Origin of the sequence: Paraburkholderia phenazinium, from assembly GCF_900100735.1 — a bacterium.
GTDB lineage: Bacteria > Pseudomonadota > Gammaproteobacteria > Burkholderiales > Burkholderiaceae > Paraburkholderia > Paraburkholderia phenazinia.
In genome coordinates this window covers 726435-740493 of record NZ_FNCJ01000002.1, presented here as the reverse complement: position 1 = coordinate 740493, position 14059 = coordinate 726435, and the positions used below count along the sequence as shown (strand labels likewise).

At 62.3% G+C, this 14059-nt stretch carries 14 protein-coding genes; 10 read left to right on the top strand and 4 right to left on the bottom strand.

Features of this window, described 5'->3' with window-relative positions:
- Positions 1-64 precede the first annotated feature (64 nt).
- Positions 65-481, top strand: coding sequence for an ester cyclase (locus BLQ92_RS07105; RefSeq protein ID WP_090682850.1), 417 nt, complete (start codon positions 65-67; stop codon positions 479-481).
- A gap of 100 nt (positions 482-581) precedes the next feature.
- Here the strand turns inward: BLQ92_RS07105 and BLQ92_RS07100 are convergent, their stop codons facing one another.
- Positions 582-1424: an SDR family oxidoreductase gene (locus BLQ92_RS07100; RefSeq protein ID WP_090683005.1), complete on the bottom strand. Its 843-nt coding sequence runs from the start codon at positions 1422-1424 to the stop codon at positions 582-584.
- A 203-nt stretch (positions 1425-1627) separates the two neighbouring features.
- Between BLQ92_RS07100 and BLQ92_RS07095 the strand changes: the two genes are divergently transcribed.
- From BLQ92_RS07095 to BLQ92_RS07080, 4 genes are all read left to right on the top strand, one after another.
- Complete coding sequence (locus BLQ92_RS07095) at positions 1628-2545, top strand: AraC family transcriptional regulator (protein ID WP_090682849.1); 918 nt, start codon at positions 1628-1630, stop codon at positions 2543-2545.
- Between the two features lie 259 nt (positions 2546-2804).
- Positions 2805-4472 carry an ABC-F family ATP-binding cassette domain-containing protein gene (locus BLQ92_RS07090; protein WP_090682847.1) on the top strand — a complete coding sequence of 556 codons (1668 nt, stop codon included), beginning with the start codon at positions 2805-2807 and terminating at the stop codon, positions 4470-4472.
- A 162-nt stretch (positions 4473-4634) separates the two neighbouring features.
- Positions 4635-4937, top strand: coding sequence for an ArsR/SmtB family transcription factor (locus BLQ92_RS07085; RefSeq protein WP_090682846.1), 303 nt, complete (start codon positions 4635-4637; stop codon positions 4935-4937).
- Positions 4938-5023: 86 nt separating this feature from the next.
- Positions 5024-6085: an alkene reductase gene (locus tag BLQ92_RS07080; protein ID WP_090682844.1), complete on the top strand. Its 1062-nt coding sequence runs from the start codon at positions 5024-5026 to the stop codon at positions 6083-6085.
- 91 nt (positions 6086-6176) lie between these two features.
- Here the strand turns inward: BLQ92_RS07080 and BLQ92_RS07075 are convergent, their stop codons facing one another.
- Complete coding sequence (locus BLQ92_RS07075) at positions 6177-6722, bottom strand: GNAT family N-acetyltransferase (protein WP_090682842.1); 546 nt, start codon at positions 6720-6722, stop codon at positions 6177-6179.
- 244 nt (positions 6723-6966) lie between these two features.
- Between BLQ92_RS07075 and BLQ92_RS07070 the strand changes: the two genes are divergently transcribed.
- Positions 6967-7614: a VTT domain-containing protein gene (locus BLQ92_RS07070; protein ID WP_090682840.1), complete on the top strand. Its 648-nt coding sequence runs from the start codon at positions 6967-6969 to the stop codon at positions 7612-7614.
- Between the two features lie 40 nt (positions 7615-7654).
- Here the strand turns inward: BLQ92_RS07070 and BLQ92_RS07065 are convergent, their stop codons facing one another.
- Positions 7655-8119 (bottom strand): DUF4126 domain-containing protein, encoded by a 465-nt coding sequence (locus tag BLQ92_RS07065; RefSeq protein ID WP_090682838.1) that lies wholly within the window; start codon positions 8117-8119, stop codon positions 7655-7657.
- A 218-nt stretch (positions 8120-8337) separates the two neighbouring features.
- Here BLQ92_RS07065 and pdxR point away from each other — a divergent pair, with 218 nt between their 5' ends.
- Positions 8338-9825, top strand: a complete 1488-nt coding sequence (pdxR, locus tag BLQ92_RS07060) for a MocR-like pyridoxine biosynthesis transcription factor PdxR (protein WP_090683003.1) — start codon at positions 8338-8340, stop codon at positions 9823-9825.
- A gap of 151 nt (positions 9826-9976) precedes the next feature.
- Entirely contained in the window at positions 9977-10414 is a 438-nt protein-coding gene (locus tag BLQ92_RS07055) for a carboxymuconolactone decarboxylase family protein (RefSeq protein WP_090682837.1), read from the top strand.
- A gap of 2 nt (positions 10415-10416) precedes the next feature.
- Here BLQ92_RS07055 and norR read toward each other — a convergent pair whose 3' ends face one another.
- Positions 10417-12012, bottom strand: coding sequence for a nitric oxide reductase transcriptional regulator NorR (gene norR, locus BLQ92_RS07050; RefSeq protein WP_090682836.1), 1596 nt, complete (start codon positions 12010-12012; stop codon positions 10417-10419).
- Positions 12013-12124: 112 nt separating this feature from the next.
- Between norR and hmpA the strand changes: the two genes are divergently transcribed.
- Both hmpA and BLQ92_RS07040 read left to right on the top strand, forming a co-directional pair.
- Entirely contained in the window at positions 12125-13306 is a 1182-nt protein-coding gene (gene hmpA, locus BLQ92_RS07045) for an NO-inducible flavohemoprotein (protein ID WP_090682834.1), read from the top strand.
- A gap of 306 nt (positions 13307-13612) precedes the next feature.
- On the top strand, positions 13613-14035 hold the full coding sequence (locus BLQ92_RS07040; protein WP_090682832.1) for a hypothetical protein: 423 nt from the start codon (positions 13613-13615) through the stop codon (positions 14033-14035).
- Positions 14036-14059 lie beyond the last annotated feature (24 nt).

The window sequence follows — 14059 nt, the reverse complement described above, 5'->3', positions numbered from 1 at the left end:
CGTTTGGCGGCGCACGCAACCGACGCCGTTGCGGGCGACCACACTCACATACAAGGTTCAAATAATGTCCGCCGAATCGAACAAACTGTTGATGTCCCGCTTTGTTGAATTCATCAATACAGCCGGCGAGGCGCTTGCCGAGGAGCTTGTTGATGCCAATGCAATCTTCCACGCCCCCGTCAGCCCGGATCCTTTCATTGGACCGCAGGGGTACATGGAAATCCTCGGCATGATGCGCTCTGGTTTCCCCGACATTCAATGGACGCTCGAAGAAATGATCGCGGAAAACGACACGGTTGCCGCACGTTTCATCATGCGCGGTACTCACCAGGCCACCTTCTTTGGCGTGCCTGCGAGCGGAAAGAAGATCCAGGTTCAGGCCGTGAACTTCTATCGCTTTTCCAACGGAAAAATTGTCGAAGAGCGCGGGCAACCTGACCTGTTGGCCCTGTTGCAGCAAATCGGTGCGGTTCCAGCCTGAGCGGAAGATGGTCGCGGCCGCCGTATGCACTTTCTGCCGGGGCGATGGTGCGCGTTCCCCTTTGCTAAGGTGACGAACCCTTGTCCGGCGGCGCCCGTCTTTATTCTGGGGCGTGTGAAAGGGATGAAGACAGCTCGCGGTGGGCATTCGCCTGAGCGAGCAACGTGTTCGCCTTGGATTCAAAAGCTTCAACTGCATCCGCGCCGGCGGCGAAGCGAGCGGGCGGCTCTTCCTGTGCCGTCAAATCCACTAGCGCGGCGGCAAGTTTGGCCGGATCGCCACCCTGCTTGCCGTTCATGCCTTTCCACGCAGTCACGGTCTCCTGAGTGCGGGACGCATAGTCATCAATGGAAAGTTCGGCGTAGGTAGTCGAGTCTGCGCTGAGGAGATCTGTCCGGAAAAAACCTGGTTCTACCAGCATGGTGCGAATGCCAAAGGGAGCAATTTCCTGGGCAAGCGACTCCATCCATCCTTCGACGCCAAACTTTGCAGCGGCATATGCACTGCAAAACACGCCACCAGTAATGCCAGCCGTCGATGAGATTGTGACTAACAGGCCAGCGCGCTGCTTGCGCATCACCGGCAATACGGCCCGGGCAACATTCATCGGGCCGAACAGAAGCGTTTCGAGCTGGCTACGCACCTGCGCGGGGCTAAGCTCCTCGAAGAAGCCCCCATAAAAGTTGCCTGCATTGTTGACCAGCACGTCAATGCGGCCAAACCTCTGGACGGTAATTTCGACGGCGGCCTCGGCATCCGCGGGACTGGTCACGTCCAGTTGGGCGACCAGAAGATTATCGTGATCGCCGATGGCGTTCCTGACCTTTTCAGGATTGCGTCCGGTCGCCACAACATCGTGACCGGCCGCCAAGGCTGCCTTGGCGATATCCACGCCCATGCCACGGCCGGCGCCAGTAATCAGCCATACTTTCTTGCTATTCATACGTAGGTCCTCTGTGTTCTTGATGCCCCCAAATTCGAGCATCGGATACGAATTAACGGGCTTCAGTGTCGCGCGATTGGCACCGGGGAGGTTGCCGAAAGCGCCGAACTTCTTGCCTAAACTGACGAAGCGTGCTTAAAGCCACGCGAATGGTCTTCTACCGGAGTAAAGTGTTTCTGCCGTCTTGGCGTTAGAGATTTCGCATGAAACACCGGGTTTCCGAGCCAATGAGTACGACTACCACACGCACGCAGGGCCTCGCGCGAGCCATCGCCCGCTTTGCCCAGTCCGACGGCGACTACACCACAGCCATACCTGCCCTTTCCCTTCACCGCCGGAAGGGGCCAACCGAGCCGTTGCACTGCATCTTTAACCTCGGGCTGGGCGTCGTTGCCCAGGGCCATAAGCAGGCGTTGGCAGGAAAAGAGGTGGTGAACTACGGCCCCGGCCAGTCGATGCTGGCAAGCATCGACCTGCCTGTGATCTCGCACGTCACGCGCGCGAGTATTGAGGAACCGATGCTGGGCCTGATGCTGACACTAGACAGCCGTGACATCGTGAAGACAGCTGTGGAGATGCAGTTGCCGGCTCCGCCTCGAACGCCAGCTTTCACGCCCATCACGATCGAAACGCTTGACGATGCTCTGATCGGCGTCCTGATTCGGCTGATCGAATTGCTGGGCCAACCGGCATTGGCACCGCAATTGGCGCCGCTCTTTCAGCAGGAAATCATCGTGCGGCTTCTCGCTGGCCCCCACAGTCCGCAGTTGCAGCACCTTGCGGCCAACGGATCGCCGAGCCAACAAATCGCCAGGGCCGTGAGATGGCTCAAGCAGAATTTCTCGAAGGGACTCCAGGTGGATGACCTGGCCGCGCATGCGCACATGAGTCCTTCGACGTTCCGTCAGCATTTCCGCAACATCACCGGAACAAGTCCCCTGCAATACCAGAAGCAGTTGCGCCTGCAGGAAGCGCGGCAGTTGATGCTCAACCTTGGCATCGACGCGGGTAGTGCCGCGATCCAGGTCGGCTACGAGAGCGCCTCGCAGTTCAGTCGCGAGTACAGCCGTCTGTTCGGCGCGCCTCCGCAACAAGACGTAAGGCGGCTGCGGCTGTCGTGATGCGTCACCCAAACGTTCAACTCACCGATCGTCCGCTTTTGGCAAACGCTGGGAACCGCGGCTACCGTCCATGAGCCGTCACTCACCGTCTGTTCGCTGGCCCCCCGCAGCCGGAACACCCGGTGCGCCAGCGCCCGCCTCGTTTTATGGCCGGTGAGCGCCGCAAAGCGCAAGCGGTTCTTCACTCGCGCGGCCAGAAAAAGGACAGCCCTGTACGTCCGGTCGGCTATCATGCCTATCCTCTCCGAAGTAGCCCCTTATGATTTCCGTCCGTAATGTCACGCTGCGCCGCGGCGTCAATGTCGTACTCGATAGCGCTTCCGTCACCTTCACCCCCGGCGAAAAGATTGGCCTTGTCGGTCGCAATGGCGCCGGCAAGTCATCCTTCTTCGGCCTTCTCAACGGCACACTGCACGAAGACGGCGGCGAGTTCTCGATTCCCGCAGCATGGAAGATGGGCCAGGTCGCGCAGGAGATGCCGGAGACCGAGCAGAGTGCGACCGACTTCGTCATCGAAGGTGACACCGTCATGCTGGCCGCGCAGGCTGAAGTAGCCGCCGCTGAGGCCAGCGACGACGGCATGCGCATGGCGCACGCCTACATGGCCCTGCACGACGCCGGTGCACATGATGCCCCCGCACGCGCCCAGGCGCTGATCCTGGGCCTTGGCTTCAGTGCTGCGCAGCTCAGCCAGCCGGTCAACAGTTTCTCCGGCGGCTGGCGCATGCGACTGCAACTGGCGCGCGCGCTCATGTGCCCGTCCGACTTGCTGTTGCTCGACGAACCGACCAATCACCTTGACCTCGACGCATTGGTCTGGCTGGAAGCGTGGCTCAAGCGCTATCAAGGAACCATGGTGGTGATCAGTCACGATCGCGAATTCCTCGACGCGGTGACGCAGGTGACGGTGCACGTCGACAACGCCAAGCTCGTGCGTTATGGCGGCAATTACAGCAAGTTCGAAGAGATGCGCGCTGAGCAACTGGTGTTGCAGCAGGCCGCAATGTCCAGGCAGGCGGACAAGATCGCCCACCTGCAGAAGTTCATCGACCGCTTCAAGGCCAAGGCATCCAAGGCGAAGCAGGCGCAGAGCCGGGTCAAGGCGCTCGAACGCATGGAGAAGATCGCACCCGTGCTTGCCGACGCAGAGTTCAGCTTCGAGTTCAAGGAACCGCTCAACGTACCGAACCCGCTGTTGTCGATGCTCGACGCGAGCTTCGGCTACCCGGCGCCGACCGACGCAACCCCGGGCACGCCGCCGACGGTCATCGTGCGGGGCATCAACCGGTCCGTGCTGGCCGGGCAGCGTATCGGCATTCTCGGTGCCAACGGCCAAGGCAAGTCCACTCTGGTGAAGACGGTGGCGCACGAGCTGGCGCCGATTGCCGGCGAAATCAGCGAAGGCAAAGGCCTGAACATCGGCTACTTCGCACAGCAGGAACTCGACGTGCTGCGTCCACTCGACACGCCGATGGAACACATGATCCGCCTTGCCAAGGACACGCCGGCGCACCTGCGTGCCCCCGGCCAGAGCGGCACCGAACAATCGCTTCGCACCTTCCTCGGCACCTTCAACTTCAGTGGCGACATGGTCCATCAGGCGGTCGGCACGATGAGCGGCGGCGAAAAGGCGCGGCTCGTGTTGTGCATGATCGTGTGGCAGCGCCCCAACCTGCTGCTGCTGGACGAGCCTACCAACCACCTCGACCTGGCCACACGCGAAGCGCTAGGCATGGCACTCAACGAATTCGAAGGCACTGTGATGCTGGTCAGTCACGACCGGTCGCTGCTGCGCGCGGTATGTGACGAGTTCTGGCTCGTTACCAAGGGTGGCGTCGAGCCCTTCGACGGCGATCTGGACGATTACCAGCAGTTCCTGCGCGACGAAGCCCGTCGCATGCGCGAGCAAGCTGCCTGTCCCCTGTAAAGGCGACCCTTTTTGCGTGCCGCCCCTATCGCCCCCATAGCCAGTAGTGCTTTATGCATATCGCAAAAAACCGATATATAATTCGCTCCGTTGCGATGCAGCTGAGGGGCCACTCCGGCTTCAAGCCCGTGTCCACCGTTCATACCCTCGAAAACCAACCCGATGACGATCGACATCGACGCGATCCACAAGGCGCTCGCCAACCCCATCCGCCGCGAGATTCTGGCGTGGCTGCGGGAGCCGCAAGCGCACTTCGCCGATCAGGAATTCACGCTCGACCACGGCGTGTGCGCCGGCAAGATCGACGCACGCTGCGGACTGTCGCAGTCCACCGTGTCGGCGCACCTGGCGGCCTTGCAGCGCGCCGGCCTCGTGAGCTCGAAGCGAGTCGGCCAGTGGGTGTTTTTCAAGCGTAACGAGCCCGTCATCCAGGCGTTTCTCGAGCATATGAACACGGACCTCTGACGCTTCTGGTCTGCTTCGCCGCGCTTCTTTCATCACGCTGTTCTTATCGTCGCGGGCCATGTGCCCGCCAGGAAAGGTGACCTCTTATGCCGACTCTTTTTGACCCGCTTCAGATTGGCGATCTCACGCTGAAAAACCGCATCATCATGGCGCCGCTGACGCGTCAGCGCGCCGGCGACATCCGCGTGCCGAACGCCTTGATGGCCAGGTACTATGCCGAGCGCGCCTCGGCCGGCCTGATCATCAGCGAAGCCACCTCGGTCACGCCGCAGGGCGTCGGCTATGCCGACACGCCGGGCATCTGGTCGCAGGAACAGGTTGAAGGCTGGAAGCTCGTCACCAGCGCGGTTCACGCTGCCGGCGGCAAGATCTTCCTGCAGTTGTGGCACGTCGGCCGCGTCTCGGACCCGGTCTTTCTGAACGGCGAACTGCCGGTTGCGCCGAGCGCGATTGCACCTCAAGGGCACGTGAGCCACGTGCGTCCGCAGCGCCCCTTTGTGACGCCGCGTGCGCTCGAGCTCGCTGAAATCGCCGGTATCGTCGACGCCTACCGTAAGGGCGCCGTCAATGCCAAGGCAGCCGGTTTCGACGGCGTCCAGGTGCACGGCGCAAACGGCTATCTGCTCGACCAGTTCCTGCAGGACAGCACCAACCAGCGCACGGACGCCTACGGCGGCTCGATCGAAAACCGCGCTCGCCTGCTGCTCGAAGTGACCGACGCGTGTATCGAAGTGTGGGGCGCGCAGCGCGTGGGCATGCACCTCGCACCGCGTGGCGATGCACACACCATGGGCGATTCGAACCCTGCAGCGACCTTCGGCTATGTGGCACGCGAACTGGGCAAGCGCAAGATTGCGTTTATCGCGGCACGTGAAGCCCTCGGCGACAACCGCATCGGCCCGCAGTTGAAGGCGGCGTTCGGCGGCCCGTACATTGCCAACGAGAAATTCACCAAGGAATCCGCGCAGCACGTGCTGGACGCCGGTGAAGCGGATGCGGTGGCATGGGGCCAGCTGTTCATCGCCAACCCGGATCTGCCGCGCCGTTTTGAACTGGATGCCCCGCTCAACCAGCCGAATCCGGCTACGTACTATGCGGCAGGCGAAACCGGCTATACGGACTATCCGGCGCTGGAAACCGTGGAATAAGCGGATGGAATAAGCTGGCTGAACGCGGCTGAATAAGCAGCGGCACAAGCCACAAGCAGGCTTAAGACATGCGGCGGGCCCGACCGGAGTGTTATCCGGCCGCGCTCGCCGCCGTCACATCTCGGCACATAAAAACGCGCTTCGATTCGTCGAGCCCGTGGGCCACATGCGATGCGCGAATCGCCTGCAACTTCGCGTCGAGTTGCGCTGCGTCCATCACGCCAAACCCCAGCCGCTGATAGTACGGCGCATTCCACGGCACATCGCGAAACGTGGACAGCACCAGTTGTTGGGCTCCCGCTTCGGCTGCCAGCCGGTCCACCTGTTCGATCAGCGCCGCGCCGATGCGTCTGCCCGCCCAGGCGGTAAGCACATCGAGTTCCTCGATATAGAAGCGCGTCGCAAGCGGCGCGAACATCACAAACGCGCCGCAGCGCGCCTGTGAATCCACCGCAACGATAATCTCCGAGGCCTCGATCTTGCGGCGCACGAAAGACGCATTCATCGGCTGGGCATCGGCAATGCCGGTCATGCCGACCGTCACGAAGCGCTGCGCCGCTTCGTATTCGATAGCGCGCACGGCCTCGATATCGTCCGGCACCGCAAAGCGAAAAGTGAAGGCAAAAGAGTCCTGCATGAGTTCCCGGTCAAAACGATAAGGTCCGCGCATCCTCCTCGCAGGATGCATCCACCCTGAATCTTGACATCGCAGCGGCAAAACGAACAGGCACAACGCAGGGCTCGCCCTTCTTGTGCCCTTCTCGCGCCCTTCTTGTACCACTCACTCGCCATGCTCGCAACCTTGCACAACACAGCGAAAACCCTGCTGCCGGCACGCCCGCGGCGCTACACTCCCGCTATCTAAACAGCCAACACTCAAGATGGATCTGATGCACCTCCTGCAGGTCGCCCTGCACTTCGACCGCAACCTCGGCGGACTAATCGCGCAATATGGCACCGCCGTCTATGCGATGCTATTCGCCATCATCTTCGTCGAGATCGGCTTCCTGCCGCTGTTCTTCCTGCCTGGCGATCCACTGATCTTCATCTGCGGCGCATTCGCGGCCACCGGTGCGCTCAATGTCTGGCTGGTAATTCCCGTGCTGTTTGCAGCGACCGTGGCGGGCAGCATCGTCAACTTCCTGATTGGCCGGGCGATCGGCGAGAAGGTCTACACCGCCGAGTATCGGTGGCTCGACAAGCACGCCCTGCAGAAGGCCCACGCCTTTTACGAAGCGCGCGGCGGCCTGACCTTTCTGCTCTCGCCGTTTATCGCCGTGGTGCGCACTTTCGCGCCGTTCGTTGCGGGAGTCTCGCAGATGACCTTCGCACGCTTCACCTCGTTCGTCGTTGCGGGCGCCGCGTTGTGGATCGTGTCGTTGGTGGCGGCCGGGTACCTGTTCGGCAATGTGCCGGTGGTGCGCGACCACATGAGCTCGATCGTTCTGCTCGGCGTCGGGCTCGGCGTCGGCTCGCTGCTGGTGAGCGGGCTCTGGCGTTTCGTCCACAACCGCCGGCAGCGCGCGTGATGCAATGACGGCGGCACGGCGCACGCCGCCGCTTTCCACCTTACGCGAGGGTCGCCACAATCAACGCTGCGGCGCCAATCGCGACGATGTCTTCAATGATGGCGGCCGGCAGATCCCGGCCCATGGCTGCCGCCAGCCACCCTCTGGCCCTCGCCCCACCGAACGTGCCGATTGCCGCGCCGATCGCACCCGCGATCAATCCGGCAATCATCGCGTTATGCGGCGCACCCGCGGCAGCCCCGCACAACCCGCCACTGACGAGCCGGGCGCCGAACTGGATCGGCACCGTGCGACTCGGCGTTGTCGGCAACTGGTCGGTAATCAGTTCGCCGATTGTCAGCACAGAGAGGATATAAGGCGTCACCGCGAAGCCCAGAAATGCCAGCGGGGTGTGCTGCAAAGGCAACCAGCCAAGGTACGCGCCCCAGCTCACGGCTGCGGGCGCCGTCATTGCGCGCAGGCCAGCCACTACGCCAATCAGCAAGGCAAGAAGATAGACCGTCATCGAAGGCTCCGAACATTGAGTTGAACAAGCGAGGCTCCCAGCAGGGATGGAGCGTGGGATCGATCAGAATGCAAGTCGGCAGAACGGATGCGAGGCCGCTCCTCAACGGCCAATGACGTGTTTATCCAGAATGATCGTACGGTCAAACAAGGCCTGCCGTCCACTACGGCCGGCATGCCAGAATGTCGGGTGTTTCTTCACACGAGGTCACCGCTGCCTTGGACATGCAAATCAGCATCCATGGCCGTCAGGATCTGACGGGCCAGATCTATCGCCAGTTGCGCGCGGGCATCATCGACGGCCGGCTGGCAAGCGGCGAGCGCCTGCCCTCCACCCGCGACCTCGCCGGCCAACTCGGCGTGTCGCGCAAGACCACCCTCGAAGTATTCGAGCGGCTGATCACCGAAGGTTATCTGCGTGCGCACCCCGGTGACGGCACCTTTGTCGCCGACGGTCTCAGCCGCGTACCGAACCGCGCCGGGCAAGCACGGGGCGCCGCAACAACCCAGACAGCCGCCGCGGCCGCCGATACCACAGACACCGCCGATCTGGCCTCCGCGCACTCAGTCTGGGCCGAGGTTCCCGAGGCCCTGTCGATGCCACAGTACCGCCCAGCGCTGCCGTTCGATTTTCGTGGCGGCGTGACCGACAAGACCCAGTTCCCGTTCGACGCCTGGCGGCGCTGCGTCAATCATGCAGTGCGCGTGCAGGCACGCAGCCGCGGCGAATACCGCGACCCTGGCGGCGAACAGGAACTGCGCCTGGGCATTTCACGCTACGTCGCCTTCAGTCGCGCGGTGTCATGTAGCTGGCAAGATGTGATCGTCACTCAGGGCGCGCAGCAGGCACTGGATCTACTCGCACGGGTAGTGGTGAAGCCTGGCGATATCGTCGCCATGGAGGACCCCGGCTACCCACCCGCCCGAGCGGCCTTCGCAGCGCTAGGCGCGAGCGTGGTCGGCGTCCCCGTCGATGCGCATGGCCTCATCACCGCGAAGCTGCCGTGCCGCGCGGCGCTCGTCTATGTCACGCCCTCGCATCAGTTTCCGCTTGGTATGCCGATGAGCCTCGAGCGTCGCGTCGAACTGCTCGAATGGGCCGAGAAACACCACGTGGTCATTGTCGAAGACGACTACGACTGCGAATTCCGCTTCGAGGGGCGGCCGATGGAATCGCTCAAGAGTCTCGATCGTGCCGGTCTTGTCGCCTATGTCGGCACCTTTTCGAAGACCATCTTTCCCGAGTTGCGCATCGGTTATGTGGTGCCACCTCGCTCGCTGAATGTCGCGCTGCAGAAAGCCAAGCAGATTGGCGACTGGCACACCTGCACGCTTACTCAGACCGCGCTAGCGCGCTTCATGCTCGACGGCGACTTCGCGCGGCATCTGCGGCGCATCCATAAGCACTATGCGGCGCGTCGCCAGATGCTGCTCAGTCATTTGCACGGTGCGCTGGCACAGTGGCTCGAACCGCTACCGTCCGCCGCGGGCATCCATTTGACCGCCCTGCTCAAGGCGGGTCTCGAAGAAGCCCCATTGATCGCCGCCGCTGCCGAAGCAGCCTCGGTCGGCCTGTACGGCATTGCGGCGTTCTACACGAGCGAGCCGAAGCGGCAGGGGCTGATTTTCGGCTACGGCGGGACTAGCGCAGAGGATATCGACACCGCGCTGCAGCGGCTCGCAGGGGTGTTACAGCAAGCCCGCTGAACGCACAGGTCCGGCTTGCGGCCACTCAATCCACCCGCACAACTGGTACCCTAAAAATGCGGAAAATTGGCTATTTAAGAACGCCAGTGAAACGCCTAATCTTCCTCATGTCGCGCCATCCGGCGCATCGACCGAACCTGAGGAACGAATCATGGACGCCCGTCTCGACTTCTATAAAGCTAGCCCGAACGCAATCAAAACGCTGCTCGCCATGGAAGAACGCATCGGCAAGAGCAGCATCGAAAAGTCGCTCGCTGAACTGGTGCGCCTGCGCGCCTCGCAGATCAACGGCTGTGCGTTCTGCGTCGATATGCATACCACCGACGCCCGCAAAGGCGGCGAAACCGAACGTCGTCTCGCCACCGTCGTGGTATGGCGCGAAACGCCGTTCTTCACCGAGCGCGAACGCGCCGCACTCGAATGGACCGAGGCCGTCACACTGGTCTCCCAAGCGCACGTGCCGGATGCGGTATGGGAAGCGGTGAAGCCACATTTCAGCGATGAAGAGCTGGTCGATCTGACCTTGCTGATCGCCGCGATCAATAGCTGGAACCGCTTCGCGATCGCTTTCCGCAAGATGCCCGCTTGAACCTATTTCAAGCCAAGCCGTTTGGCCAGCCGGTTGAGGTTCGCACGATCGAGACCTAGCTCGCGGGCCGCGGCGGCCCAGTTCTGGTTGTGGCGCGCGAGCGCGTCGAGCACCATGGTCCGCTCGAACGCGGTCACTGCGCTGCGAAAATCTGCGCCAACGGGTTGCGGGGCACCCGCTTCAACAGCTGCCTCGCCCGCCACCTCAGCCGGCACGGCGAGCGCCAGATCCGCCGCGCTCAAGGTCAGGATGCGCCGCCTTTCCCGATTGACAGCCAGCGCCTTGAGCGCGCTTCGCCCTATCAGATGTTCGAGCTCGCGCACATTCCCGGGCCACGGATAGCGCAACAGCGCCGCTTGCGCATCGGCCGCCAGACGCAAGCTCAACAGGCCGAGCCGCGAGCGGTTTTCTTCGAGGAAAAAGCCCGCCAGCAGCAATACGTCCTTGCCCCGCTCGCGTAACGGCGGCACCCGCAACGGATACACGCTGAGCCGGTGATAAAAGTCCGCGCGAAACCTCCCGGCGCGCACTTCCTCAGCAAGATCGCGGTTAGTCGCTGCGATCAGCCGCACATCGACCTTGTGCTCGTGGTCCGAGCCGATCCGCTGCAACTGGCCGTTCTGCAGCACACGCAAGAGCTTGGCCTGCACAGCGAGCGGCAACTCGCCCACCTCATCGAGAAACAGCGTACCGCCATCGGCCAGTTCGAATTTGCCGCGCCGGTCCGCGGACGCGCCGGAGAACGCGCCGCGCACATGGCCGAACAGTTCGCTTTCGACGAGGGTATCCGGCAGGGCCGCGCAGTTCAGACTGATCAGTGGCTTGTTGGCCCGCGCCGACAGCGCATGAATCGCATTGGCCACCAGTTCCTTGCCGACGCCCGTCTCACCGGTCACCAACACCGTCAAATCGCTGCCGGCGACGACTTCGATCTCTTCCATCAGATGTTTATGCGACGCGCTGCTGCCGATCATTTCGCGGCGGCTCTGCCCGCTCGCCTGCCGGTACGCTTCTGCGCGGCTGCGTTCCTCTTCACCGGTTCGCGCAAGCGTGTCGAGCCGCTCCACAACACTGACGGTCGCAGCGGCAAGGCTCAGAAAGGCCTGCAGCGAAGCCATGTCGAGATCGTCGAAGCGCGCCGGGTCCAGCGCATCGAGCGTGAGCAGTCCCCATGGCAGCCCGCCGATAAAGAGCGGACAGCCAAGGCAGTCGTGAACCTCGAGCTGGCCGGCCACACCTTGCACGAGTCCGTCGTACGGATCGGGCAGTTCAGAGTCCGCCGCAAAGCGGGTCGGCTCCGCGCGCGACAGCAGTTGCGCAAAGCGCGGATGGTCACTCACGCGAAAGCGGCGCCCGAGCGTATCGCTGCTCAAGCCGTCGATCGCGAGCGGCACCAGGGTGTCGCCCTCGAGACGCAGCAACGCCGCCGCGTCACCGGGAAACAGCGCGCGCAGGCTGCTCAGCAGGCGGCGATAGCGCTCGGTATCGGAGAGGTCGCGCGACAGATCCTGCATCAGCGGCGTCAGCGCGTCCAGCAAGGCACGCGCAGTCATTCCGACCTCCGACGCAGTCGGTCTGACTAGAGTCGAATGGACCATTCAATATTTTAAATAATTGATTTAAATGAATTTTACACCTGGCACGAAAGATGGATAGAGATAGCCGCAGCCTGCACACGGCTGAACCTCAACTGAAACAGGAATCCGCATCATGCTTTCCGCTGAACACCGCGCCATCGTCAAAGCCACCGTCCCCCTCCTCGAAAGCGGCGGTGAAGCACTCATCACCCACTTCTACAAGCTGCTCATGAGCGAGCATCCCGAGGTCCGGCCGCTCTTCAACGCCGCGAATCAAGCGAGCGGCGCACAACAGCGTGCCCTCGCCAATGGCGTGCTGATGTACGCGCGCCATATCGACCAGCTCGAACAGCTCGGCGGTCTGGTCGCGCAGATCGTCAACAAGCACGTCGCGCTGAATATCCTGCCCGAGCACTATCCGCTGGTCGGCAAATGCCTGCTGCGGGCCATCCGCGAAGTGCTCGGTGCGGAAATCGCCACCGATGCGGTGATCGAAGCATGGGCCGCCGCGTATCAACAACTCGCCGACCTGCTAAGCGGACTCGAAGAGCAGATGTACGCGCAGCGCGAAGCGGCTCCCGGCGGATGGCGCGGCACGCGGCTCTTCCGCGTCGCACGCAAAGTGCGGGAAAGCGATGAAATCACCTCGTTCTACCTGCGCCCTGCCGACCGCGGCCCCGTGCTCGCGTTCGAACCCGGCCAGTACATTGGCGTGCGGCTCGTGATCGACGGCGAAGAAGTGCGCCGCAACTATTCGCTCTCGGCAGCGGCCAATGGCCACGAATATCGCATCAGCGTGAAGCGCGAGCCCAACGGCAAGGTGTCGAACCATCTGCATGCGCAGGTCAACGAAGGCGACACGCTCGAACTGTTCGCACCGGCTGGTGACTTCAAACTCGTCCCGAGCGAGAAACCGTTGGTGCTGATCAGCGGCGGTGTCGGCATTACGCCGACTCTGCCGATGCTGCAGGCCGCACTTGAAACGCAGCGCCCAGTGCACTTCATTCACTCGGCGCGTCACGGCGGCGTGCACGCGTTCCGTGCAACGATCGACGCGCTGGCTGCACGCCATCCGCAACTCAAGCGCTTCTATTGTTATGAAGAACAACGCACGGGCGATCCTGAGGCCGATGCAACCGGCTACCTCGACGCGGCGCGACTCAAGGAATGGTTGCCGCAAACGCGTGACGTGGATGTCTATTTCCTCGGCCCGGTCGCCTTCATGAAAGCGGTGAAGCAGCACCTGAAGACCATTGGCGTTCCGGAAAAACAAAGCCGTTACGAGTTCTTTGGCCCAGCGGCCGCGCTCGAATAACACCCCGCCCGAAAGCACGCGAGCGCGAAACCGGTCCCACACGACGCCGGACTCGCTGCTCGCGTCAGCTTGCTATCACGCCGGCTACGCTGACCACGCTTCTGCCCGCAATGGGTACTCGCACCGATTAGTCACACTAAACGAGTGCTCCGCCAATCTGTCACTCCCCTGACACACAACTACCGTTTGCAACTTCGGAACAACAAACCGAGACTTTTATCGCGGCATTTGACAAAATTTAATTTGGGTTGCCGTCTTATATCAAGCAGACTGCGTACACCGCACGGTTGAACGACGGAGAAACTCATGAACATTGAAGATACATGGGACGGTCATATGCGCCGCGCGCCCGTGGACGCTGCAAAGACGCAACGCGAGCCCGCGTCGCTCGCGCTGCGTGCCATGCAGGTTTTCATTGCGCTCGTGTGCGTCTGGTCGCTCATCGAAACGCCTTGGGAGGTCAGCCCCGGCGATGGAACAACACGCATCGCCGCACTGCTGCTCGCCAAATGCCTGCTGCTTGCGGCAGGCGCGGCTGCCTTTTTTGGAGTGCGCTACGCGCGTCCGGTGTTTGCGTTTCTGTGCGGCGCGAGCGTACTCGCGGTCGCCTCTACGCTGCCGTTCGAATACGCGATCTCACATGAGCTGTTCACGCTCTCGTTGATCGAGTGCGTGTGCAAAGTCGCGCTGGTCGCGAGCTATGCAATCTGGTACCTAAAGAAGCATTAAGCGGCGCGTGCCAGCACGCGCCGC

What these genes read in the sequence shown, in the direction of transcription:
- BLQ92_RS07055 (WP_090682837.1), top strand. Translation starts at nt 9,977, where the DNA reads ATGGACGCCCGTCTCGACTTCTATAAAGCTAGCCCGAACGCAATCAAA.
- BLQ92_RS07105 (WP_090682850.1), top strand. Translation starts at nt 65, where the DNA reads ATGTCCGCCGAATCGAACAAACTGTTGATGTCCCGCTTTGTTGAATTC.
- BLQ92_RS07075 (WP_090682842.1), bottom strand. Translation starts at nt 6,722, where the DNA reads ATGCAGGACTCTTTTGCCTTCACTTTTCGCTTTGCGGTGCCGGACGAT.
- BLQ92_RS07095 (WP_090682849.1), top strand. Translation starts at nt 1,628, where the DNA reads ATGAAACACCGGGTTTCCGAGCCAATGAGTACGACTACCACACGCACG.
- BLQ92_RS07065 (WP_090682838.1), bottom strand. Translation starts at nt 8,119, where the DNA reads ATGACGGTCTATCTTCTTGCCTTGCTGATTGGCGTAGTGGCTGGCCTG.
- BLQ92_RS07085 (WP_090682846.1), top strand. Translation starts at nt 4,635, where the DNA reads ATGACGATCGACATCGACGCGATCCACAAGGCGCTCGCCAACCCCATC.
- hmpA (WP_090682834.1), top strand. Translation starts at nt 12,125, where the DNA reads ATGCTTTCCGCTGAACACCGCGCCATCGTCAAAGCCACCGTCCCCCTC.
- BLQ92_RS07040 (WP_090682832.1), top strand. Translation starts at nt 13,613, where the DNA reads ATGAACATTGAAGATACATGGGACGGTCATATGCGCCGCGCGCCCGTG.
- norR (WP_090682836.1), bottom strand. Translation starts at nt 12,012, where the DNA reads ATGGTCCATTCGACTCTAGTCAGACCGACTGCGTCGGAGGTCGGAATG.
- BLQ92_RS07090 (WP_090682847.1), top strand. Translation starts at nt 2,805, where the DNA reads ATGATTTCCGTCCGTAATGTCACGCTGCGCCGCGGCGTCAATGTCGTA.
- BLQ92_RS07100 (WP_090683005.1), bottom strand. Translation starts at nt 1,424, where the DNA reads ATGAATAGCAAGAAAGTATGGCTGATTACTGGCGCCGGCCGTGGCATG.
- BLQ92_RS07070 (WP_090682840.1), top strand. Translation starts at nt 6,967, where the DNA reads ATGGATCTGATGCACCTCCTGCAGGTCGCCCTGCACTTCGACCGCAAC.
- BLQ92_RS07080 (WP_090682844.1), top strand. Translation starts at nt 5,024, where the DNA reads ATGCCGACTCTTTTTGACCCGCTTCAGATTGGCGATCTCACGCTGAAA.